General features: G+C 42.2%; 20 protein-coding genes. 11 read left to right on the top strand and 9 right to left on the bottom strand.

Going from position 1 to position 21934, the window contains the following annotated elements; translation table 11 throughout:
* Positions 1-369: 369 nt before the first annotated feature.
* A complete protein-coding gene (locus L7A31_RS00875) occupies positions 370-1182 on the bottom strand; it encodes a VirK/YbjX family protein (RefSeq protein WP_290368730.1) in 813 nt (270 codons plus the stop codon).
* A 310-nt stretch (positions 1183-1492) separates the two neighbouring features.
* On the opposite strand from L7A31_RS00875, the gene L7A31_RS00880 reads away from it, so the two are divergent.
* Genes L7A31_RS00880 through L7A31_RS00890 form a run of 3 tightly spaced genes read left to right on the top strand, consistent with a single transcriptional unit; the run spans position 1493 to position 3782 of the window.
* Positions 1493-2278 carry a DeoR/GlpR family DNA-binding transcription regulator gene (locus tag L7A31_RS00880; RefSeq protein WP_237359590.1) on the top strand — a complete coding sequence of 262 codons (786 nt, stop codon included), beginning with the start codon at positions 1493-1495 and terminating at the stop codon, positions 2276-2278.
* The gene (locus L7A31_RS00885; protein WP_237359591.1) at positions 2275-3321 is read left to right on the top strand and encodes an oxidoreductase; all 1047 of its coding nucleotides are present in this window, start codon (positions 2275-2277) and stop codon (positions 3319-3321) included. The genes L7A31_RS00880 and L7A31_RS00885 overlap by 4 nt, the downstream gene beginning before the upstream one ends.
* On the top strand, positions 3321-3782 hold the full coding sequence (locus L7A31_RS00890; protein WP_237359592.1) for a heme-degrading domain-containing protein: 462 nt from the start codon (positions 3321-3323) through the stop codon (positions 3780-3782). The genes L7A31_RS00885 and L7A31_RS00890 overlap by 1 nt, the downstream gene beginning before the upstream one ends.
* A gap of 145 nt (positions 3783-3927) precedes the next feature.
* Here the strand turns inward: L7A31_RS00890 and L7A31_RS00895 are convergent, their stop codons facing one another.
* From L7A31_RS00895 to L7A31_RS00915, 5 genes are all read right to left on the bottom strand, one after another.
* The gene (locus L7A31_RS00895; protein WP_237359593.1) at positions 3928-4674 is read right to left on the bottom strand and encodes an acetoacetate decarboxylase; all 747 of its coding nucleotides are present in this window, start codon (positions 4672-4674) and stop codon (positions 3928-3930) included.
* Positions 4675-4730: 56 nt separating this feature from the next.
* Positions 4731-5801, bottom strand: coding sequence for a butyrate kinase (buk, locus tag L7A31_RS00900; protein WP_237359594.1), 1071 nt, complete (start codon positions 5799-5801; stop codon positions 4731-4733).
* Between the two features lie 12 nt (positions 5802-5813).
* On the bottom strand, positions 5814-6716 hold the full coding sequence (locus L7A31_RS00905) for a phosphate acyltransferase (RefSeq protein WP_237359595.1): 903 nt from the start codon (positions 6714-6716) through the stop codon (positions 5814-5816).
* A gap of 56 nt (positions 6717-6772) precedes the next feature.
* A complete protein-coding gene (locus tag L7A31_RS00910) occupies positions 6773-7960 on the bottom strand; it encodes an acetyl-CoA C-acetyltransferase (protein WP_237359596.1) in 1188 nt (395 codons plus the stop codon).
* Positions 7961-8815: 855 nt separating this feature from the next.
* The gene (locus L7A31_RS00915; protein WP_237359597.1) at positions 8816-9820 is read right to left on the bottom strand and encodes a substrate-binding domain-containing protein; all 1005 of its coding nucleotides are present in this window, start codon (positions 9818-9820) and stop codon (positions 8816-8818) included.
* Positions 9821-10118: 298 nt separating this feature from the next.
* Here L7A31_RS00915 and rbsD point away from each other — a divergent pair, with 298 nt between their 5' ends.
* From rbsD to L7A31_RS00945, 6 genes are all read left to right on the top strand, one after another.
* The gene (gene rbsD, locus L7A31_RS00920; protein ID WP_237359598.1) at positions 10119-10538 is read left to right on the top strand and encodes a D-ribose pyranase; all 420 of its coding nucleotides are present in this window, start codon (positions 10119-10121) and stop codon (positions 10536-10538) included.
* A 24-nt stretch (positions 10539-10562) separates the two neighbouring features.
* Positions 10563-12068 (top strand): ribose ABC transporter ATP-binding protein RbsA, encoded by a 1506-nt coding sequence (gene rbsA / locus L7A31_RS00925; RefSeq protein ID WP_237359599.1) that lies wholly within the window; start codon positions 10563-10565, stop codon positions 12066-12068.
* Complete coding sequence (gene rbsC, locus L7A31_RS00930) at positions 12065-13048, top strand: ribose ABC transporter permease (RefSeq protein ID WP_237359600.1); 984 nt, start codon at positions 12065-12067, stop codon at positions 13046-13048. The genes rbsA and rbsC overlap by 4 nt, the downstream gene beginning before the upstream one ends.
* A 61-nt stretch (positions 13049-13109) precedes the next feature.
* Positions 13110-13988: a ribose ABC transporter substrate-binding protein RbsB gene (gene rbsB / locus L7A31_RS00935; RefSeq protein WP_237359601.1), complete on the top strand. Its 879-nt coding sequence runs from the start codon at positions 13110-13112 to the stop codon at positions 13986-13988.
* Positions 13989-14096: 108 nt separating this feature from the next.
* On the top strand, positions 14097-15014 hold the full coding sequence (rbsK, locus tag L7A31_RS00940; protein ID WP_237359602.1) for a ribokinase: 918 nt from the start codon (positions 14097-14099) through the stop codon (positions 15012-15014).
* Between the two features lie 12 nt (positions 15015-15026).
* The gene (locus tag L7A31_RS00945; protein ID WP_237359603.1) at positions 15027-16031 is read left to right on the top strand and encodes a substrate-binding domain-containing protein; all 1005 of its coding nucleotides are present in this window, start codon (positions 15027-15029) and stop codon (positions 16029-16031) included.
* 78 nt (positions 16032-16109) lie between these two features.
* On the opposite strand, the gene L7A31_RS00950 is transcribed toward L7A31_RS00945, so the two are convergent.
* The 3 genes from L7A31_RS00950 to L7A31_RS00960 form a co-directional block, all read right to left on the bottom strand.
* The gene (locus tag L7A31_RS00950) at positions 16110-17696 is read right to left on the bottom strand and encodes an APC family permease (RefSeq protein WP_237359604.1); all 1587 of its coding nucleotides are present in this window, start codon (positions 17694-17696) and stop codon (positions 16110-16112) included.
* Between the two features lie 1367 nt (positions 17697-19063).
* Complete coding sequence (locus tag L7A31_RS00955) at positions 19064-19708, bottom strand: TetR/AcrR family transcriptional regulator (protein WP_237359605.1); 645 nt, start codon at positions 19706-19708, stop codon at positions 19064-19066.
* Between the two features lie 233 nt (positions 19709-19941).
* Complete coding sequence (locus tag L7A31_RS00960) at positions 19942-20718, bottom strand: class I SAM-dependent methyltransferase (protein ID WP_237359606.1); 777 nt, start codon at positions 20716-20718, stop codon at positions 19942-19944.
* Positions 20719-20812: 94 nt separating this feature from the next.
* On the opposite strand from L7A31_RS00960, the gene L7A31_RS00965 reads away from it, so the two are divergent.
* Both L7A31_RS00965 and L7A31_RS00970 read left to right on the top strand, forming a co-directional pair.
* Positions 20813-20971, top strand: a complete 159-nt coding sequence (locus tag L7A31_RS00965; protein WP_237359607.1) for a hypothetical protein — start codon at positions 20813-20815, stop codon at positions 20969-20971.
* The gene (locus tag L7A31_RS00970) at positions 20968-21852 is read left to right on the top strand and encodes an NAD(P)-dependent oxidoreductase (protein WP_237359608.1); all 885 of its coding nucleotides are present in this window, start codon (positions 20968-20970) and stop codon (positions 21850-21852) included. Before L7A31_RS00965 ends, L7A31_RS00970 begins: the two co-directional genes overlap by 4 nt.
* Positions 21853-21934: the final 82 nt, after the last annotated feature.

Raw genomic sequence — 21934 nt, forward strand, 5'->3', positions numbered from 1 at the left:
GGATTGAGCTGATTATTTTAGGGCCAGCATTTCAAATATTTATTGTAAAGTAACAATAAATTAACCATCTCCTTGTAACTTAAGATATTTCAAAGCCGCGCATTGTACCAGATTTCACCACTCCAATCTAATGTGTGAACAGAATGGTCAATTGATTTTCATTTAAACTATAGCTCTTATGAATGAGAACGGGTAATAAAGCTATTTTTTCGGTTTAAGAAGGGAGATTAGTATTTTCAAATATAGTTATGAGATAAGTTACGTATAAAGCAAGGCAGGTAGTGCTGGTGGTTCGGTGCAGCCAGTAGCTAATCCGTTCATAATGACCGCACCATTGTTAGGTTATTCTCTATATCCAGTTGGCAAATATCAGTTTAATAACTCAGGTAACGAGTCGAGAAATTGATAGCGCTTTCGATACATTTTTCTTTTTGTCCTAGAAAGAGATTCTAAGTCCTTTCTTTGTTGGGCAAGCGGGACACTATAGAATTGTTTCTTTTGTAGATCGCCACCGTGCTCAGTCCAATAGTTATCGAAATCAAAAGAAATATTCCCATAACGCATAGAAGAGTATGTGTGATATTTATTATTGATGCCAAGTATCTCACTAATTTGGTTTTTATTTAACCATGTTCTAAGAACTTCTAATATCAGAGATTTAGGCCTTAATCCAAATAGCGCTTTGGTAACTTTTTTCGAAAACCCCTCATCTTTTTCCGGGCCTTGAACCCCACCGATATAGGCTTTTCCTTGGTAAATAGTAAAAGAGATAACGTAATAGTTTTCTTTGAAATCGGTTAAGCGTAATGTGAGTTCACCTTCTTTCCAATATCGAGACTCGTAAGAAAGAACAAAGTGATAGGTCTCGTCATCGACAGATATATCGGCAATATTAATGCCTTTGTCGTATACATCAGAAAACCCTTGATTAACAATCCAATTATGATGTTCAACAACCATACGCATTGCTTGTGTTCTGGGCAGTTTCAGTGCCAAGTATGGTCTCATTGGTTTAGTGAAAAATTCAGGATGGTGATTAGTGATCGCAAGCCTAGACTGTTCATTCAAATTAGAATAGAGGTAATTCAAAGGCTTATAGTAAAAGGCAGTTCTAACCATGAACTTAGCTATCTTATATCTATTCCCGGGATAAGATTGTTTAGACAAGCTATAAATATTCATAATAAAAGGGGTACTAAAAAGGTGTTGGCGATTCTAGCCAATGTATCAACACAAAAGTCAAATTTACGTGAAAAACTAATATTAGCGTGGTCTACTTTTATGAATTATTTATGACAATATAAGCTGTCGATTGCTTGCAATGAATTTTATCGATTTAAATTAAACGGAGTGATATTCCTTATAAATATCTAGCATACTTCTACGTCGATAAATAGATGAAATATTTCCCATATTTCTGGCTCAATACCTACCTAGCAAAAAAACTCGTGAAATCTCCAATTAAAACACTTACAATGACTTAAGATTTTAAGTGATTGTAAGTTTTATGACTCAAGAAGAAAGATTGCTTTCTATGCAGCAATGGCTGCTTGAAGTGAAAAAAATTACCTTAGCTGATGTGTGTGAGCGCTATGAGATTTCACGTGATTCAGCGCGTCGAGACTTGGTTAAGCTAACTCAAATTCAGGGAATTGAAAGAGTGCGAGGCGGCGCTATTTCGGTTCCCGTGACTGGGCATGTGACCGCTTATCGAGATAAACCTCTAAGCCTAGATAAGCAAGAAATTGGCCGCGTAGCAGCAAGCTTAGTAGAGCCTAACGACTTTATCAGTATCGACACTGGCACCACGCTTTCTGCAATGGCTTGCTATATGAAGCTGCCGGCAACGGTGGTCACTAACTCGATTGATGTATTGTCCCACTTGGCAGATGAAAGCGACATTGACGTACATTTTGTTGGCGGAAAATTTAATGCTTTTCACCGAGCTATGCTTGGTGCAACAGCGGTTGCACAATTGGCTCAGTATCAAGTGAATAAAACCTTTATTGGTGTGTGCGCGATATCAGAGAGCGGTTTATCTACAGCCAGTGAAGAAGAGGCAGCCTTGAAACAAGCAATGATCAGTCAAGCTGAAAAGGTCATTTTGGTGTGTGAAATTGGTAAGTTTGCCCAACAACACTTCTTCAAAGTATGCCAACTAGAGGAGGTTGACGTCATCGTGACCAACCAAGCACCTCCTCAAGACATGATAAATATTATTCAATCCAACGATATAGAACTTATCGTAACGGATCAGCTAGCGAGAACAAAAGTATGACAACAGCAATCAAAACGGCCGTGATTGGTTACGGTTTTTCTGCCAAGACGTTCCATATCCCTTTTATTACTTCACTTGAAGAGTTTGAGCTAACGGCAATCAGTTCAAGCAAAGCTGAAGAGGTAAAAAGTGATTGGCCACAAGCCATGCATTATTTGAGCGCCGATGAACTGTTGGTTAACTCAGATGCTGAGTTGGTGATCATCACAGCTCCCAATGATGTTCATTTTGCTTTGGCCAAAAAAGCGCTCGAAAACAATAAGCACGTCATCATCGAAAAACCATTTGTGACAGATGTTGCCCAAGGACAAGAGCTGATTGAATTGGCGAACCGTAACAACCTCGTATTAAGTGTTTATCACAATCGTCGTTGGGATGGTGACTTTTTGACGATTAAGAAAATGATCAACGGTGGCAAGTTTGGCGATGTGAAGCACTATGAATCTCACTTTGACAGATTCCGTCCGGCTGTACGCCAACGTTGGCGTGAACAAGCTGAAATCGGTGGAGGGATCTTGTTTGACTTAGGGTCTCACCTGATTGATCAAGCCATCACGCTATTTGGTATTCCAAAAGCCGTTACTGCTCAATGTGAAACCATGCGAGAAGGTTCGAACAACGTCGATTATTTCCATGTAATCCTTCATTACCCAAACAACCTAGCGATATTGCATGCCGATTTATTTAGTGCTGGGCCGAACAAGCGTTTTACCGTAAAAGGAACACAAGGTAGCTTCGAAAAATACGGACTGGATCCACAGGAAGAGCGTTTGATTGCTGGCGCGCAACCTATAGAAAATACATGGTCAGAAGAAACACCAGACCAACATGGCGTATTTTATACGCTTGATGAGTCGGAAAAAGTGCCGTCCGAGCATGGCGGTTACCAACATTATTTTGTGGGCATGGCGCAAGCTATTCGAGAAGGCAAAGATGCACCGGTTAAAGCAGAAGATGCACTATGGAATATCAAGCTGATCGAATTGGCAATGCAGAGCAGCCAGTCAGGCCAGACTGTTTCAGTAAACCCAGAGCTATCATAATGAAAGACAAATTAGAGGCATTGCTGGAACAAGAAAAGCAGATAGCTTTCTCCGAGTTCAACCATGAGACGGCATGGCAGCTTGGCTGCGCGCTAAAACATGCGGCGGAAGAGTTGTCGGTCTCGGTTACGATAGAAGTGTATGCTTTTGAGCAAGTATTGTTCAGCTATGCGATGCTAGGTACGTCAATCGACAATCTAGATTGGATGCGAAGAAAACGTGAGACAGTTATGCGCTTTGGCCATAGCTCATTCTACATAGGACAATACAATGCGTCCAAAAACAGAGACTTTGAATCTCAGCTTCATATAGATGCGCAACAGTATTGCGCTCATGGTGGTTCGTTTCCTATCCGGCTTAAATCGGGTGGTTTGATTGGCGCAGTGACTGTCTCTGGACTTCCTCAACAAGACGATCATAACTTGGTTTTCACGGCTTTGAAGCAACAGATAGACAGTTAAAATAGTGAGTAAAAAAATACCCCTAGGCTTATGTCTAGGGGCAAAAAAGTGTGGCTCGGGGTAATGCAATGAAGTGTTTTACATCTTCATAGGGGGGAGAAGTACGAAAACACTCGCAGCATTAGAACCACAAACTCATTTATTGTTATCGTTCATTTTTTAAATAATCGATTGCAACTTCACCGTAAGGTAGCGTCAGATCGGCGATGAAGTGGCTAGCTGAAACGACACGTTTAACAGGCAGCTCATTGACTGGAGCCATAGCGTGAGCATGCAGCTCAAGTGCCGCTGGCCCTGTGTACGCCCACTTCACGTTTATGTCTGTCATGTGGTAGCGAACAAGCTGGCAAATCGCCGGTGTACCATCAACATCAGGGATAGACTTCACGAGGAAGTTCTGTCCACCAAGCGCTTCTTGTACCGCCAGCTTATCTAGCTCTTCAAATTTGTAGCCCATCGTGCCAGTCGCGATACGGGTTTTGCCGTAATCTAATGTGCCTAGCAGCGTGTCACCATCAATTTCTAAATTCGGTGCGCCGAGCTTTTTAGGAAATCCCCAGATCTCACGACCGCCAGCAATCGGTGGGTGGCAATCAAGGAACATAGAGTGCACATATGAACCCGGCTGGCCTTCGAAGGTGACAGGGATAACTTGCCCTGACTCTTGGAAAGAACCAAAGCCACTAGAGTCAGGCATACGCATGAATTCGTATTTGACTAAAGGTGCTGGTGCTTCAAGTCCCGGTGGTAGAATGCGCTCTAGTGCTTCAGGATCTGTTTCGTACGTAATGATGAAATATTCACGGTCGACGAAACGATTAGGTGCAACCGTATATGCTGGATTACCTTGCTGAACTGGCATCCCAAACGGTAGAGATGTTTTCTCTGTCATGATGATCTCCAATGACAAATAAACGCTGAACCCAAATGGCTCAGCGTTTTAGGTGATTAGTAGTCTAAGATTTCACGTTCGCCGTGCAGTGCGTCTTTAACACCCTGAGCCAAGGCTTGCATTTCATCTTCACCCGGATAAACCACCAATTCCGCATCAATAAAGTGGGTACGCTGACCAATCCAGTCAATCATTGGCCCACAATATGCGATGCTGCCAGTAAGGATAATTGCGTCCACGTTACCTGCGAGCGCCGCTGCGCAAGCTCCGATTTCTTTGGCGACTTGGTAAGCCATTGCTTCAAGAATCTGAGTCGCTTTCTCGTCACCTTCTTTATGACGGTTTTCTACTTCCATCATGTCTTTTGTGCCTAGGTAGCTATATACGCCACCTTCACCGATAAGCTTTTTGTAGACTTCTTTATAGGTGTATTTACCAGAGAAGCACATATCGATAAGAGCTAGAGGAGGAATACCACCTGCGCGCTCAGGGCTCATTGGACCGTCACCGCCTAAAGCCGAGTTAACGTCAACGATGCGACCTGCTTTGTGAGCACCCACACTCACGCCACTGCCTAAGTGAGCAACGATAAGGTTAACCTTGTCGTAAGACTTTTTATGTTCTTTGGCATAGCGACGCGCTACGGCTTTTTGGTTCAATGCATGGAAGCTACGAACACGTGAAATATCAGCCATACCAGATAGGCGAGCAATATCGTCGTATTCATCTACCATCACAGGGTCAACGGTGTACGCTTCTTTTTTGAGATTGACTTCTTTTGCCAGTTCGTGGGCTAAAATGCCGCCGAGGTTAGAAGCATGTTGGCCGTTTAAGCCAATAGTTGCATCATGCAGGTACTCTTCATTGATACGGTACACGCCACTTTGTAAGTTGCGAACCATACCGCCTCGACCCACAAACTCGTCGATTTCGCTTAGTTCAATGCCACTCTCTTTAAGAGTCTTCAGGATCAAACCTTTACGATACTCTTTCTGCTCAGCGATAGTTTCGTACGGCTCTAGTTCAGCCATTGTGTGAGCGATAGACTTACCAAGTACAAGGAAGTCGTCGTCATAGACAGCGATCTTAGTCGACATGCCGCCTGGATTAATTGCGAGAATCTTCATAAGGCTACCTGCTTACTCTGCACACTGAGCAATCGCACAAGCCATTGCGTAGTATTTAGTTTCAACAGAGTCTGAACGAGATGGGAAATCAACCGGTGCAATTGTACCGATGATAAAGCTAGCCGCTTTCGCTCCGCCCAAGAAAGTGCTGGTTTTGTAGAACGTGTTTGCCGCATTAATATCTGGAAGCAAGATTAGGTCAACGTCGCCACCGACTTCAGTATCTAAACCTTTATGCTCAACAGATTCTTTGCTGAATGCTAGGTCGATTGAGAGTGGTCCATCAACAGTACAACCTTTGATGCCGCCACGACGGTTCATTTGCGTTAAAATTGCAGCATCAATAGTTGAAGGCATTGCTGTTTTCACCCCCTCAGTTGCAGCGATGACCGCAACTTTTGGCTTTTCAACGCCAACATTGTGGAACACATTGACGCACTGCTGAATCATTTGCGCTTTTTCGTTTACGTCAGGAGCGATGTTGATACCTGAATCTGTGAACGCAAATACTTTGTGGTAAGTCGGGATATGAACAAAGCCAGCTTGAGATACTAATTTCGCTTTCTTAAGGCCAGTTTCGCGATGTAGGATAGGGCGCAAGTATTCAGGTGTACCTAGCGCACCACGAGTAAGAACGTCCGCTTTGCCTTCCTTTACAAGAGCAACTGCTTTTTGGCATGCCTTGCTCTTATTTTTTTCATCGATTACTTCAAATCCGTGAACATCGAAAGCCACTTCTTCAGAAATTTGGAAGATCTTCTCTTTGTCACCGACTAGGATTGGCTCAGCAATCTTTTGCTCAGTGATAAGCTTCAGAGCTTTTAAAGTGGTGCGATCTTCTGCAGCTGCGACAGCGATTTTTTTAACTGTTTTGCTTTTAGCGATTTCTACGAAGGTTTCAAGTGATTTCAACATAATATTTACCTCAGGTGGGACGCTGGTGCCCCATTGAAAAAATTTTTAGTAATGTGTTACAGCATTTCGACAGTAGCGGCGATTCCCATACCACCACCGATACACAGTGTTGCTAATCCCTTGCTTAGTTCTTGGCGTTTTAGTTCGTTCACTAACGTGACGAAAATGCGCGCGCCAGATGCGCCAATTGGATGTCCAAACGCGATGGAACCACCATTAACATTGACCTTGTTGGTGTCCCACTGCATTTCTTTGTTGACTGAAATAGCTTGAGCGGCGAACGCTTCGTTCGATTCGATAAGGTCGAGCTCGTCCATATTCCAGTTAGATTTGTCTAGCACTTTACGTGAAGCTTGAATTGGGCCAGTACCCATGATGGTTGGGTCGACGCCAACAGTGGCAAAGTTCACTAGACGAGCCATAGCTTGTAGGCCTAGTTCCTTAACTTTTTGCTCAGATGCAAGAATAACCATTGCCGCACCATCATTTACGCCAGATGCGTTGCCTGCTGTTATGCTGCCTGCTTTATCGAACGCTGGGCGCAGTTTTGCTAGGCCTTCTACTGTGGTTTGTGGGCGTGGGAATTCATCTTGAGCGAACATCAGTGGTTCTTGACGCTTACGAGGTACAGCAACTGGAACAATTTCATCGGCTAGACGATTTGCCTCTAGAGCTTTAGCTGCTTTCATTTGCGATTGGTAAGCAAATTCATCTTGCTCTTCACGAGAGATATCGTATTTCTTGGCGATGTTTTCTGCAGTAGTGCCCATGTGATAATCGTTGAATGCATCCCATAGACCGTCTTTGATCATGGTGTCTTCTGCGGTCCAGTTACCCATTTTTACGCCATTGCGAGAGTTTGGAAGAATATGAGGGGCTTGGCTCATGTTTTCTTGACCGCCAGCAATGACTAGGTCAGCATCGCCGTTTTTAATGGCTTGATAAGCAAGCTGCAAAGCTTTTAGGCCAGAACCGCAAACCTTATTGATAGTTAGAGCTGAAGAGTGCTCAGGGATGCCAGCAGCAATAGCAGTTTGACGTGCCGGGTTTTGGCCGCAGCCAGCAGTTAATACTTGACCCACGATGACTTCATCAACATGGCTAGGGTCAATACTCTGCTGCTCTAGCATAGATTTGATAACTGTTGCGCCTAACTCAGTTGCTGGGATCCCAGAAAGAGTACCACCGAAAGAGCCCAATGCAGTTCTTGAAGCTCCTAATACGAATACGTTTTTATTTTCCAAAATATAATACCTCTACGCTAAGAAAAGAATTCCTAGGCTTCTCCTTTTATTCAGAACTGCCTTGTACAAAAAGGAGGGAGTCAAGCCCAGGAATATAATTCATAAGCTAACTAACAATTTTACGAAATGCTTAATGTGAACAATTTATTTATATGCAATGCGTTAACTAAATGGTATTAAAGTTTTTACTCTCTAATACATGCACAAATTAAATGTATTCATACATCGGAGTACAACTATTGAATGTTCTATTCCGTGTTATAACTGTATCTGAAGGTGCATCTCTAAAGCTTATTCCAAGGGCTTTGCAAGCTTGCTCTCTACTCATATTAAGATGGAGCATGTACATCACAATTGCCACTTCCCAATTATTTTCGCTCATAACTTTGCTTTGCCTTTTAGTTGGCCTTTGTGCTGACTTTTATAGTGATTATTATTTTTAAGTTTATGATTTATATTTATTAAATAAATCACACAAGCAAATGGCACATAAATCACGTACTACATATAGATTAAGTAGATTGATTTCATATAAAATTCAGCTTACTCATTTGTCGTGAGGTATACTTTATCGCTACTTATATAACTAATATATAGTTAGCTGCGTAAACAATGATCTTTTTTAAATTGTCCGGTTTTATATTTTTGGGATAAATTTTGACAATATTTTGTTGGCGGGGGATATTAGGTTAAATGATGCGATTATATGAGTAATACGCATCAAGTTTATTTTCTAAATCTATAGGATAAGATATACCTAATTTTATATTTGTTCAATATATTTCAAATGGACAATAATATATTAAACAGGTATCACACTATAAGTGTATAGGTGAAAATCTATTCCAGAAAGCTCTAATCCTTTTTTGTGCAGGTTTTGTAATTCTGTTGAGTACATATATTTAAAGGAGTGTATATAAACTCTTGATACGGCTGATTATTAATGATTTTGTAAAGTGTTAATATGGCTTGGCGCCCCATTTCATAAGGACTTTGACCTACATTTGCGGTAGTGAGTTTGTCCCCTAGTAACACTAGCTGAGTAGCGGATGCGTCGGAAATGACTATCGATATTTTATTGTCAGTAAGACTTTTCTTATAAGGTGTAATCAAATCTCGATATATCTTCTCGTCGTTTTGTAGCCAACCACCGACAGACACAAAGGCGTCGGCTTGTACTCGTTTTCCTTTGAGGACGGTATCTAACTGTTTAACCGCTCTAGGAAGCTGGTCAAAATTGAAAAATGGTTTTCTTACCTCAATCCAACCGTTCTCTCCGGTAAGTAAAGTGCCGGGGGGAGAATCATAACGATTACCAGAAAGCGCACTGCGTATGCCCATAATTCGAAGGTTCAAATTCGGTGAATCAGGGCGGCCGCTTTGAATCACTAAGGCTCCACCATTTGGGCGATTGATTTGTAGTTGTTCACCTAGTGCTTTTCCTAGTTCAAAGTTGTTTGTTCCAATATAGGCTGAACGCAGATCTGGATATTTTTTCAATGTGGCAGCATCAAAGTCTGAATCATAGGTAACGATAGGGATACCTGCTTGTTTTGCTTGCTTTAGGCTGTTGCCTGCTAGAAACTTTGATTGTCCTACGGCGATCGCTATTCCATCCACTCCATCTGCAATCAGTTTTTTTACTATCTTGTCTTGAGTACGTATGTCCGCTTCACCCGGACTGACATAAATGCACTTAACGTTGGGCAGTTCTTTTGCCGCCGCTTCACATCCGATCTTGCTTTGGGTAAAGAAAACGCTTTCAAACTTCGGCACGACAGCTAGCGTCAACTCTTTTGCTGATACAAATCCGTTAGACGAAAAAATGGAGACTAAAAGTAATATTGTTAACTGTCGCATGATTGGGCCGAATAGAATAAAAACCTTATAAATGAAGTGTAGAAGGTTTTTTCGAAAGTAAGATAGTCTCATGATTCAACTTTCAGGTGACATTCATCACCTTTATTGTCATGCCAAGATACATTTTGAAGATCTTTGTCACACATTGCCTTCTGGTTAAATACAAACCAATTAATTGACGTTAGGATGCCATCGAAACGTTTCGATGAGTTTTCTTGTTGCAAAAATGCACTAGGTTGCATTTGTCTAGATGTGGCTCAAAGAGCGCTAGGTTTAGCGAAGTGTTGGTAGGTTAGAAATGAAAAAGTCGTCCCTTATTAATTCAGAGCTGTCGTATTTGGTAGCTACGCTTGGACACACAGATGAAATCACCATTTGTGATGCTGGGCTCCCTATTTCTGAAGAGTGCCAACGCATTGATCTGGCTCTCACTCGTGGTGTGCCAGGGTTTATTGAAACTGTGAAAGCGATTTTGAGCGAGTCGCAAATTGAAGCAGTAGTATTAGCAAGCGAGTTTGCTGAGATAAGCCCTGGTACACATGAAGCTTTGTTGGCAGTACTAAAAGAAGAAGAGCAGAAAAGTGATTCATCGATTGATGTTCACTACATTAGCCACGAAGAATTTAAGGCTCGCACGTGCAAGAGTCGTGCAGTTGTGAGAACTGGAGAATGCACACCGTATGCAAACGTCATTTTTCAGGCTGGCGTAGCATTTTAAAGGATAACTTTCCGAGGAAAATACATGACGGAAGCTATTTTACAGCTCGATTCAATTGAAAAAGCTTTTCCTGGTGTGAAAGCGTTAGACAAGGCGAGCCTTAATGTCTATTCAGGTCGAGTGATGGCGTTGTTGGGCGAAAATGGTGCTGGGAAATCTACCTTGATGAAGGTGTTGACCGGTATTTATGCCATGGATGCAGGCAGCATCCATTACAAAGGTTTACCTGTTTCATTTAAAGGCCCGCGCGAATCACAGCATGCGGGTATCAGCATTATCCACCAAGAACTTAACTTGATACCCGAGTTAACCATTGCCGAGAATATTTTTCTAGGCCGTGAAATTACGGGTGCATTTGGCCGAGTGTTATGGGGCGAAATGTATCGCCAAGCTGATAAATTGTTAGCCCGCTTAAATGTAAAACATAGTTCGAAAAAACTGTTGGGTGAGCTAAGCCTCGGCGAGCAGCAGATGGTAGAGATAGCCAAAGCCCTTTCTTTTGAATCCAAAGTGATCATCATGGATGAGCCTACTGACGCGCTCACTGATACAGAAACTGAATCTTTATTTAAAGTGATTAACGAGCTGCGCGACCAAGGTTGTGGCATTGTTTATATCTCCCACCGATTGAAAGAAATCTTCGAAATCTGCGATGACATTACCATTCTGCGTGATGGAAAATTTATCAATCAGTGCCAAGTAAGTGAAACCGATGAAGACCATCTAATTGAGATGATGGTAGGTCGTAAGTTAGAAGAGCAATACCCTCGTATTGAAGCAACACATGGTAGCGTTTGCCTGCAAGTGTCCAACTTAACTGGATCGGGTGTTCACGATGTAAGTTTCCACCTAAATAAAGGTGAAATTCTGGGGGTTTCTGGCTTGATGGGCGCAGGGCGCACCGAGTTGATGAAAGTCATATACGGCGCACTTGCCAGTGAAAGTGGCTCAATTCAATTGAACGGGAAAACCATTAAACCAACTAGCCCTCAACAGGGGCTGGCAAGTGGAATTGCGTATATCTCAGAAGATCGAAAAGGCGATGGCTTGATCCTTGGTCTATCGGTTAAAGAAAACATGTCGTTGTGCGCACTCGATCATTTGTCGGCTGGCATGCAAATTCAGCACAGTAAAGAAGTGTTGGCGGTTGAAGACTTTGTTTCTCTATTCAATATCAAAACTCCAAGCCGAAACCAAATTATCGGTAATCTATCTGGTGGTAATCAGCAGAAAGTCGCCATTGCTAAAGGATTAATGACGAGGCCAAAAGTCTTGATTCTCGATGAGCCGACACGAGGTGTCGATGTTGGCGCGAAGAAAGAGATTTACCAATTAATAAATAAGTTTAAGGCCGAAGGAATGAGCATCATTTTGGTCTCTTCTGAGATGCCAGAAGTGCTTGGCATGAGCGACCGTATATTAGTGATGCACGAAGGACGCATCAGCGGAGAATTTGATGCAAGTGAAGCAAACCAAGAGAAACTGTTGGCCTGTGCCGTCGGAAAGAAAATTAATGAGGAAGCCGCATGAGTAGTAAAACGATGAGCAAATCAGCAGAACTAGGAGAGAGAAAGCTCTTTAGTAAAGAATGGTTAATTGAGCAGAAGTCTCTGATTGCTTTATTGCTCCTGATAGTGGTTGTCTCATTTTTGAATCCCAACTTCTTTACAGTCGACAATATTCTCAATATTTTGCGCCAAACTTCGGTTAACGCCATCATCGCTGTAGGGATGACGTTGGTCATTCTGACTGCCGGGATAGATTTAAGCGTTGGCTCGGTGCTTGCTCTATGCGGTGCATTTGCTGCGAGCTTAATTGCCATAGAAGTTCCGGTGCTAATCGCGGTACCGACTGCGTTACTTGCTGGTGCGGCTTTAGGGGCGATCAGTGGGGTTATCATTGCGAAAGGTAAAGTTCAGGCATTTATCGCGACATTGGTGACGATGACGCTTCTTCGTGGCGTGACAATGGTATTTACCGAAGGTCGACCAATTTCAACAGGCTTTACTGCTACGGCAGATTCCTTTGCTTGGTTTGGTACAGGCTACGCATTAGGCATTCCAGTACCTGTGTGGTTAATGGTGATTGTATTTGCAGCGGCATGGTATCTGCTCAACCACACTCGATTCGGCCGATATGTGTACGCCTTAGGTGGGAACGAGTCGGCAACTCGCCTTTCTGGAATCAACGTTGATCGCGTAAAAATTGGTGTTTACGCCATCTGTGGACTTTTGGCTGCTCTAGCCGGAATTATTGTAACTTCTCGATTGTCGTCAGCACAACCAACAGCCGGAACAGGCTATGAGTTAGATGCGATTGCGGCAGTTGTGTTAGGCGGTACCAGCCTTATGGGAGGTAAAGGTCGAATCATGGGAACCCTTATCGGTGCTCTAATCATCGGCTTTTTGAACAACGCTCTTAACTTGCTGGACGTCTCCTCTTACTACCAGATGATAGCAAAAGCAGTGGTTATTCTACTGGCTGTGCTGGTAGACAATAAAAATAAATAACAGCTTATAAAACGGTCTGGAAGCTTGCTTTCAAACGACACCCTACATAAAGGACAACATGATGAAAAAATTGATTACTTTTGTTTTTTCGCTACTACTTACTTCGTTTTACTCGGTGGCAGCACATGCGCAGGACACCATCGCGATAGTGCTTTCGACACTAAATAACCCGTTTTTTGTTTCGATGAAAGATGGTGCGGAAGCAAAAGCTAAGGATCTTGGCTATAAATTGATTGTTTTGGATTCTCAAAACGATCCAAGCAAAGAGCTTTCTAACGTTGAAGATCTTACGGTACGCGGTGTTAAGGCGATTTTGATTAACCCGACCGATTCAGATGCTGTTGCCAATGCAATACGCATGGCAAACCGCGCTAACATCCCAGTGATTACACTCGATCGTGGTGCAAGCCGTGGAGATGTGGTGAGCCACATTGCTTCAGATAACGTTGCTGGCGGTGAAATGGCTGGTGATTTCATTGTTAAAAAGCTGGGAGATGATGCAAAAGTTATCCAGCTAGAAGGTATCGCAGGTACTTCTGCAGCACGTGAGCGTGGCGAAGGGTTTATGAAGGCTGTCAAAGCAAGTCACATGGATCTTCTTGCCAGCCAACCTGCTGATTTCGACCGTACTAAAGGTTTGAACGTGATGGAAAACCTACTAGCAGCACACCCAAATGTTCAAGCAGTATTTGCGCAAAATGATGAAATGGCATTGGGTGCTCTTAGAGCTGTTCAAGCAGCAGGCAAAAAAGTTCTAATTGTTGGTTTTGACGGAACAAAAGATGGTATTGCGGCAGTCGAACGAGGCAAACTTGCAGCGACAGTCGCTCAGCAGCCTTCTCTAATTGGCGCGCTAGGTGTTGAAACAGCAAGCAAAGTACTGAAAGGTGAGAAAGTTGCAAAGAACATTCCTGTACCTTTGAAAATCATTACTAAATAAGACACTATCAGCTTTGGCTCTTTCTAGTTCTCCACTAGGGAGAGCCTTTAAACCCTGTTTACATTGTAAATCCCACAGATTTTTATCGTTCCGATTCAAGGAAGCCTCATGAATAAGTTAGTTGTGTTGGGTAGCGTAAATGCTGACCACGTTCTTCAAGTCCCTTCATTTCCACGGCCGGGAGAAACGTTACATGGTGCGAACTATCAAGTTATCCCCGGTGGCAAAGGTGCCAACCAAGCCGTCGCTGCCGCGCGCTTACAAGCGGATGTTGGCTTTATTGCAAGCATCGGTGACGACGCATTTGGGCTAGACATTCAAAGACGCTTTAAGGCTGAAGGTATCAATACCTCTGGTGTTAAGATGCAAGAAAATTGTCCGACTGGTATTGCGATGATTCAAGTTTCGCACAGTGGCGAAAACAGTATTTGTATTTCTGCCGAAGCAAATGGAAAACTAGATGCTTCTTCTATCGAGACTGACTTTGACAGCATACGTCAGGCAGAATATTTGTTAATGCAGCTAGAAACCCCATTAGACGGTATTGAAAAAGCGGCGCAAGTCGCTAGCGAAAATCAAACTAAAGTTATTCTAAACCCGGCTCCTGCACGTGCACTTTCGGATGGTCTATTGTCGAATGTTGATGTTATCTCGCCAAATGAGACCGAAGTTGAAGTGTTGACGGGCGTTGCTGTAACAGATGATACCTCTGCGCAACAAGCTGCCAATGTACTTCATGAGAAAGGCATCTCTTTGGTGTTAATCACGCTAGGAGCAAAAGGTGTTTGGCTGAGCCAAGATGGCACTGGCGAGCTGATTTCAGGCTTTAGAGTCGAAGCGAAAGATACTACGGCAGCTGGTGACACGTTTAATGGCGCGTTAGTAACTGGTTTATTGGAGAATATGTCACTAGAATCAGCGATTAAATTTGCTCATGCTGCTGCTGCAATTTCAGTGACTCGCTTTGGCGCACAAACATCGATTCCCACTCGTATCGAAGTGGATGAATTTCTGAAAAACCAATAAAAAGGATCCGATATGGCAACGATGAAGGACATTGCCAAGCTTGCAGGTGTTTCTACATCAACAGTTAGCCATGTGATTAACAAGACTCGCTTTGTCAGTGAGGAAATTTCTGAGCGAGTCAACAGTGCGGCTAAAGAACTTAATTACTATGCACCTTCTGCATTGGCGCGCAGCCTAAAAGTAAAGCGTACTCGAACAATTGGCATGTTGGTGACTACTTCAACCAATCCGTTTTTTGGCGAAGTCGTGAAAGGGGTGGAACGTAGTTGTTATCAGCAAAACTACAATCTCATTCTTTGCAATACTGAAGGTGACAATCAACGTATGAAAGCGTCAATTGATACCTTATTGCAAAAGCGCGTCGATGGGCTGCTTTTAATGTGCTCTACGTTAGAAGGGGAGAGTATAGCTGGCCTCGAGCGCTGTCCCGACATACCGATCGTGGTGATGGATTGGGGGCCAATGTCTTTTGCTTGCGACAAAATCCAAGATAACTCATATCGTGGCGGTTATATGGCGGCCAAGCACTTAATTGAAAGTGGACATAAAGATATTGGTTGTATCACTGGGCCGTTGTCTAAACACCAAGCTGAATACCGGTTTAATGGATTTAAAACAGCGTTGCTCGAAAATGACATACCGCTAAACCAAAACTGGATTATTGAAAGTGATTTTGAATGCAAAGGTGGCTATGAATCATTTACAAAGCTTCAAGAGAGAGGAGCGTTGCCAAGTGCTATTTTTGTCTGTAACGACATGATGGCAATGGGAGTTATTAATGCCGCAAACGAAGCGGGAATCCGCATCCCTGAAGATCTGTCTATCATTGGGTATGATGATATCCATATTGCCCAATACATGACCCCTGCATTAACGACCATTCACCAACCCAAGTATCGTCTTGGTCAAGCCGCAGTAAATACACTATTACAAAGGCTAGAGAAAGAGATAGTTGAGCCAACCGTTGTCCAGCTTGAGCCAACGTTGATGACACGTAAAAGTGTTAAGATCCTATAGCGGCTATCAGCTAAAAAAATAGGAGAATACCGAAACAGTATTCTCCTATATGAAGGCTTAGCTTATTTAAAGCAGAGATTAATTCGATGCGCTTTGTTCTGCAAAAGTGCTGACATATTGTTTTGTGTTTTCATCCGGTAATCGATATCGCATAGCTAGCATCATAATGACTGCGCAGAATATACCGATAATGACGAAATCGACGCCGAAAGGCAGTAAGTGTTTGCCAGTACCAAAATCACCAATATAAGAAAGTATGGTTAGCCCGATAAAATATGGCCACATCCAAGTGGACTCTCTCCAATCAATCTTAAATGCGCGGCCTCGCTCTGTGAACCAGTGATAACCGAAGAATAGGACTAAGCCAATTGCTAACGCAAAGCTGATTTTTGAAACGGTTTCCCAACCACTCCAATAGGACATCAATGTGGCAATATAAAATGCTAGCCATGACCAAACAGGAGTGAAAGGCAATTTAAATGGTCGCTTTATTTCTGGCATTTGCTTACGTAGCGCCAGCAATGCAATTGGAGCAATCGCATACGTCAAAGACATGAGCGACGACAAGAAGCCAACCATTTTATCCCAGCCGGGTAGTGGTGCGAACATCAGCATACCTACCACGAAGTTGACCATGATTGCGTAAATTGGGTTGCCGTGAGTTGTTATTCTCTGCAATGCAAGAGGCAAGTAGCCATTTTTGCTCATACCAAACAGTGAGCGGCTAGAGCTGCTGCAGTACATTAACCCAGAAGCCAGCGGGCCTGCTAGCGCGCCAATATATAGCAGTGGTAATAAGCTAGAAAGGTGGTCTTGCTCTAGAGTTGCGGCTAGAGGGCTCATTGCGCCACTTAGGTTAAGGTTACGCCAGCCTTCTGCTAGGTTGTGCGCATTCATCGACGTCAAAAACGCTGTTTGCAGCAGTAAGAAGACAATCAAACAAATCACAATCGAACCAATGATAGCTATCGGTAGCGCTTTTGCAGGGTTTCTTGCCTCACCTGCTAGTTCAGCTGCTTGCTTAAAACCAGTGAAGGCGAAAACAATACCGCCGGAAGTAATGGCAGCAAATACACCATGCATTCCAAATGGTGCAAACCCACCAGCTTCTTTATGGACAATATGAGCCGGTTGATGGAAATAAGCCAGAATAACCAGTGAAATGACAATAGGGATAATTAGTTTCAAATAGGTGAGCATGCTATTGGCACGCAGCAGCCATTGCAATGAGTAGGTATTGATTGCGCTGACAGCAAGCATCAAAAGAGTCGCAACGACATAACCCTGCGTGGTCAATGCGCCTTCAGTATGAGTTAAGTTTGGAAAGTAAAAAGCAATATACTGCACGACGGCTTGTACTTCTGTTGGCGTTAATGCCATATACGAAAGCCATATGACCCAAGAGAAGACAAAGCTAACTAAAGTTCCGTGACTTAGAAGAGGAATACGAGTACTTGAGCCAGTTACAGGGAAGGCGGTACATAGTTCGGCAAACACAAATGCGATGACGATAGAAGTGATACCACCAATGACCCAAGCTAATAACGCTGCAGGGCCGGCCAATTGAGATGTGAAGTAAGCGCTGAATAACCAGCCTGAACCGAGAATGGCGCTGACGGATGAAAATAGTAAAGCAATGGGGGAGATACTACGTTTTATTCTCACACTATAACCTACTGAATTAGATGATTTTATTTTAATTTTGATTTGATACTTTTAAGAGCGAACCTTGTGCTTGTTTAGCTAAAGTTGCGCTATCCAAATAAAAAACGTTAGGTTTCCATGTAAGCCGCTTGGTCAAAATTTGTACACCGATTCCAGCGATGTTTTTTCACAGTCACTGGAAAAGCGGAACATCATACACCCATGAGTTTATTGTATCTAGAGTCGTCGTGCCCCCAAAAGTTCGTGCTAGAGCAGCACAATATGCTATTTCTGGCATAATTGTTGGTATACTTTAGTAGTAGTTTGGAAATAGTTAGATGTAAATCACAAATGGAGAATTTATCTTAGTGATAGAAACTCCTTAAAAAACTAATCAATACGAGCGATTTTATTGCCGCTGTTAATGGAAACTGTCCTCATGAGCGGTGTAGCTAAGCTTTCACGTAACTGTGTTGTGAAACTGAGAGTTTTGGAACTGAGGGTTCTGGAACCTAATGTTTTAGACGGCCTCAATGCTCTTAACACCAAATAGGATTGCTGCCTGTAGTTGCCTTAACATTGAGACTCACCTTTCAACTTATTGCGCGGAGAAAAATATCATTAATACACAATATAACTATGGTTATTCTGTATTAATGATATAATAGGCAATATGAACGGCATTATTACAATACGTCAATTTAATATTATCTATTCTTAATATGAACAAATGCGAGTATTTTTAGCAGCTTAACTACAATCTCTCGTTTTATTGAAATTAACCTATTTCAATTGATAATGTTAGTTAAATTATTAACTTATAATATTTGCTCAATCCTATCTAATTTAGTAATTAAAAAATAATCTTTGTTTTTGCAACTGAATATATATTTCTTTTTGCTAGTGATGTAATATCGCGCCCATAATAAAAGACTAACAGCGAGCCTTATTGAACCTGCTAACTTGATGTGAGCAATGATAGGGTAACGTTATAATTTTTCTAACTAAATCATTTCAGCTTAACTATTATTGGGGAAAGATAATGAGCAGCAATAAATTAGGTGTTTATATTACTAACAGTCTTTGGGGAATGGCTATCTCAAACTATATGTTCCAGTGTGATACCAATCGAAAGGAAGCGTGCCAATCACTAGGTAATTATTATAAAGGTAGACAATTAAATAGAGATTTATATAAAGGAAAGAAATAGAATCAACTTGAAGAATAAATACAAAAATAAAATCCAAACAGTTTCTTCTATTGACTATAATAATAAAGAACAAGCGGATAGCCAGCTATCGGCAACTGCTCTACAGGAAAGTATACTTGGTCACTAGGCTACAGCTCATAGAGAGTTTTAGCCTAGGGCCATTTTTTATGAGCTAGCTTTAATGCGATCCGACAAAGCCATGACGCATAATGCTTATATTATGCATTAGCAAGTCGTTGAAGAACTCTTCTTTAGACTGGCCTTTTGTCATGGTATCGAGCAGCCCTGATGGGATTAAGAACGGACATATAATCAGGCTTATCCATGAAAGACGACAAAGCTCGGGCTTCATACCCTCACGAATCACTTTATTCTCTACAAGCTTGTTTAAGAAGTTGTCGTCAATTCTATTGGTGAACCACTCTATAGTTTGCGTTAAGTACTCTCTATTTCTATCGTGTTGAGGTCTAGCGAGTATCTGATAGATGAATTGAGGTAATTGAGGATTGTTTTTAAGCTCCTCGAATAACGCGGCTAACAGCTGAAACAATGATGCTGAATCTGCATTTGCAATAAAGTTTGCAAATGGCATATGGAACGGTTCAAACATTGATTCAATCACTGATTCATATAAACCATCTTTATTACCAAAATAGTAACGAATAAGAGAACTACTGACTTCGGCTTTGCTAGCAATTAGTCGAGTAGAAATTTTTTCGTATGGCATGGATAAAAAGAGTTTCAAAGAACAAGAGATGAGTTTATTTCTCACATCATGTTCTGATCCCGCAGGTCTACCTGGCTTTTTTTGTGTTGTGTTCATATTAGAGTACGCCACTATTATTTTGCGATGATTATAAAGTAGACACGCCAATAAAAAATGGGTACTTGATACCTATATTTAATTTATCATGTGGCTGATAGTATTAATAATTATATTAATATATAATGCTTATAGTTTTACCTATTAAATAAATTGTATAACAGGTGAAATATCTAATATATTTCACCTTGCACTGATTATAATATTCACAATGTGTATTTGTTTGCGGGATCTTATCGGTTGGGCTTTCTTGCAATTACTGCCCACACGCGGTGAGGGATTGGTAATGGATCTTTGGGAAAATTTTGTTGCAACGCTTGTTTGAGCTCTTGGTCAAATTGCTCGACTTTCTTCTTATTTAAACTCGCTGATATTCCCGCACTAGCACGTATTCGACCACGCCAGCTCTCTTGACTGTAGTTGACCGTTTTGTCGAAACTAAATGTCTCAATTTCTTCAAATCCAGCTAAGGCTAGGTCCGTTAACCAACGAGGATAGAGCCCATTTCCTCCAGACATTTGCCAAGTGGGACTGTGCTTTAAAATCAGTGCCTCGGTAAGCTCTACAACGTTATCACGTAGAGGTAACCAATCAAAATGACAGATGACTATTGCGCCGCTCGGGCGCAGCACTCTCATGCACTCCTGTGCTGTTGAAGCGGCATCGAACCAATGCCAACATTGGCCAGCAGTAATCACATCTTGAGAGCAACTGCTTAGCGGCAAGGAAGAGGAGTCGCTAATATGGTAATCGACACTAACTCCAGCTTGTTGATCGAGTAGCTGTGCTTTTTTGATGAGCTCGGGAGCAATATCTACCCCTGTTACTATGGCTCCATTTTGAGCAAACTGTCTCGCCAACGTTCCTGTGCCAGTACCAAGATCCACGATATGCTGCGCTGGGAGTCCTATTCCAAACTGTAGTAATCGGGTAAGCAGCTCGGCAGGAAAACCTTCACGATGTACAGCGTAGTCTTCCGCTGTCTTACCAAAGTCGATATTTACTGACATAAAATACTCCTTGTTCGGCTTGTTCAATCAAACTTTCACTCGTTCATTCAGCTAGCTAATGACTTCTATATGACTATTGAGTCGAAGGAACATCATGCCAATATCCAAAAAAAAAAGAAATGTTCGCCCTATCAAAATGGTGTTTATCTACGTTTTTCAATGTCTAATTGGAGTTGAAATTGTTATGCTTGGCGCTCGAAAAAAGTATCACCATAGTGGGTTAGTTGCCTTAACGTTAGGAGCAGAACGATGACAAAGATAAAAGTCGCATTTGTAGGTTTAGGAGTGATGGGTTATCCCATGGCTGGCTTCTTGCAAAAAGCTGGTTACCAAACCACGGTTTACAATCGCACTTTGGAGAAAGCTCAACGTTGGGCCGATGAATATCAAGGGCGATATCAGGCGACACCGAAACAAGCCAGTGAAGGTTGTGATGTTGTATTTGTGTGTGTCGGGAACGATGATGATGTACGCAGTGTTGTTTATGGTGAAGATGGAGTGCTAGCTGGCCTCAAATCAGGAGCTGTTTTGGTTGACCATACAACGACTTCTGCTGAACTCGCTATTGAACTTTCAAAAGCTTGTACAGAGCAAGGCAATGCCTTTATTGACGCTCCTGTATCTGGTGGTCAAGCGGGCGCAGAAAATGGTGTACTTACTGTGATGTGTGGTGGTGAACAGCCTGTATTTGATCAGGTTTATCCTGTGATAGATGCTTACGCTAAACAAATATCTCTGCTTGGTGAAAATGGCCAAGGTCAACGCTGTAAAATGGTCAATCAGATCTGTATAACTGGCGTGCTGCAAGGCCTGAGTGAAGCGTTACTTCTCGCTGAGAAATCTAACTTGGACATTTCAAAAGTTGTTGAAACGTTGAAACATGGCGCTGCAGGCTCATGGCAGATGGAAAACAGAGCTTCAACCATGGCTGAAAATAAGTTTGATTTTGGTTTTGCGATTGATTGGATGCGTAAAGATCTTGGTTTTTGTCTCGATGAGGCTGAAAGGTTGGGACTTGATCTACATTTAGTCAAACAAGTGGATCAACAATACGCCCAGCTTCAAAACGAAGGGTTAGGGCGTATGGACACTTCAGTACTGATTAAAGCAGTAGATAAAGTTAGTAGAAGATAAAAAGTTCGTTTGTATCGAATAGTTTGAAGAAATTGAAGTTTTTCATGGCTGTTCCCTAGCTTGACTAATAATAGTTGTTTTA

It is taken from the genome of Vibrio marisflavi CECT 7928 (assembly GCF_921294215.1).
Taxonomy (GTDB): Bacteria; Pseudomonadota; Gammaproteobacteria; order Enterobacterales; family Vibrionaceae; genus Vibrio; species Vibrio marisflavi.

Excerpts from the sequence above, each read along its gene's own strand:
- L7A31_RS00875 (WP_290368730.1), bottom strand. The coding sequence starts at position 1,182 with ATGAATATTTATAGCTTGTCTAAACAATCTTATCCCGGGAATAGATAT.
- L7A31_RS00885 (WP_237359591.1), top strand. The coding sequence starts at position 2,275 with ATGACAACAGCAATCAAAACGGCCGTGATTGGTTACGGTTTTTCTGCC.
- L7A31_RS00890 (WP_237359592.1), top strand. The coding sequence starts at position 3,321 with ATGAAAGACAAATTAGAGGCATTGCTGGAACAAGAAAAGCAGATAGCT.
- L7A31_RS00895 (WP_237359593.1), bottom strand. The coding sequence starts at position 4,674 with ATGACAGAGAAAACATCTCTACCGTTTGGGATGCCAGTTCAGCAAGGT.
- buk (WP_237359594.1), bottom strand. The coding sequence starts at position 5,801 with ATGAAGATTCTCGCAATTAATCCAGGCGGCATGTCGACTAAGATCGCT.
- L7A31_RS00905 (WP_237359595.1), bottom strand. The coding sequence starts at position 6,716 with ATGTTGAAATCACTTGAAACCTTCGTAGAAATCGCTAAAAGCAAAACA.
- L7A31_RS00915 (WP_237359597.1), bottom strand. The coding sequence starts at position 9,820 with ATGCGACAGTTAACAATATTACTTTTAGTCTCCATTTTTTCGTCTAAC.
- rbsD (WP_237359598.1), top strand. The coding sequence starts at position 10,119 with ATGAAAAAGTCGTCCCTTATTAATTCAGAGCTGTCGTATTTGGTAGCT.
- rbsA (WP_237359599.1), top strand. The coding sequence starts at position 10,563 with ATGACGGAAGCTATTTTACAGCTCGATTCAATTGAAAAAGCTTTTCCT.
- rbsC (WP_237359600.1), top strand. The coding sequence starts at position 12,065 with ATGAGTAGTAAAACGATGAGCAAATCAGCAGAACTAGGAGAGAGAAAG.
- rbsB (WP_237359601.1), top strand. The coding sequence starts at position 13,110 with ATGAAAAAATTGATTACTTTTGTTTTTTCGCTACTACTTACTTCGTTT.
- rbsK (WP_237359602.1), top strand. The coding sequence starts at position 14,097 with ATGAATAAGTTAGTTGTGTTGGGTAGCGTAAATGCTGACCACGTTCTT.
- L7A31_RS00945 (WP_237359603.1), top strand. The coding sequence starts at position 15,027 with ATGGCAACGATGAAGGACATTGCCAAGCTTGCAGGTGTTTCTACATCA.
- L7A31_RS00955 (WP_237359605.1), bottom strand. The coding sequence starts at position 19,708 with ATGAACACAACACAAAAAAAGCCAGGTAGACCTGCGGGATCAGAACAT.
- L7A31_RS00960 (WP_237359606.1), bottom strand. The coding sequence starts at position 20,718 with ATGTCAGTAAATATCGACTTTGGTAAGACAGCGGAAGACTACGCTGTA.
- L7A31_RS00965 (WP_237359607.1), top strand. The coding sequence starts at position 20,813 with ATGCCAATATCCAAAAAAAAAAGAAATGTTCGCCCTATCAAAATGGTG.
- L7A31_RS00970 (WP_237359608.1), top strand. The coding sequence starts at position 20,968 with ATGACAAAGATAAAAGTCGCATTTGTAGGTTTAGGAGTGATGGGTTAT.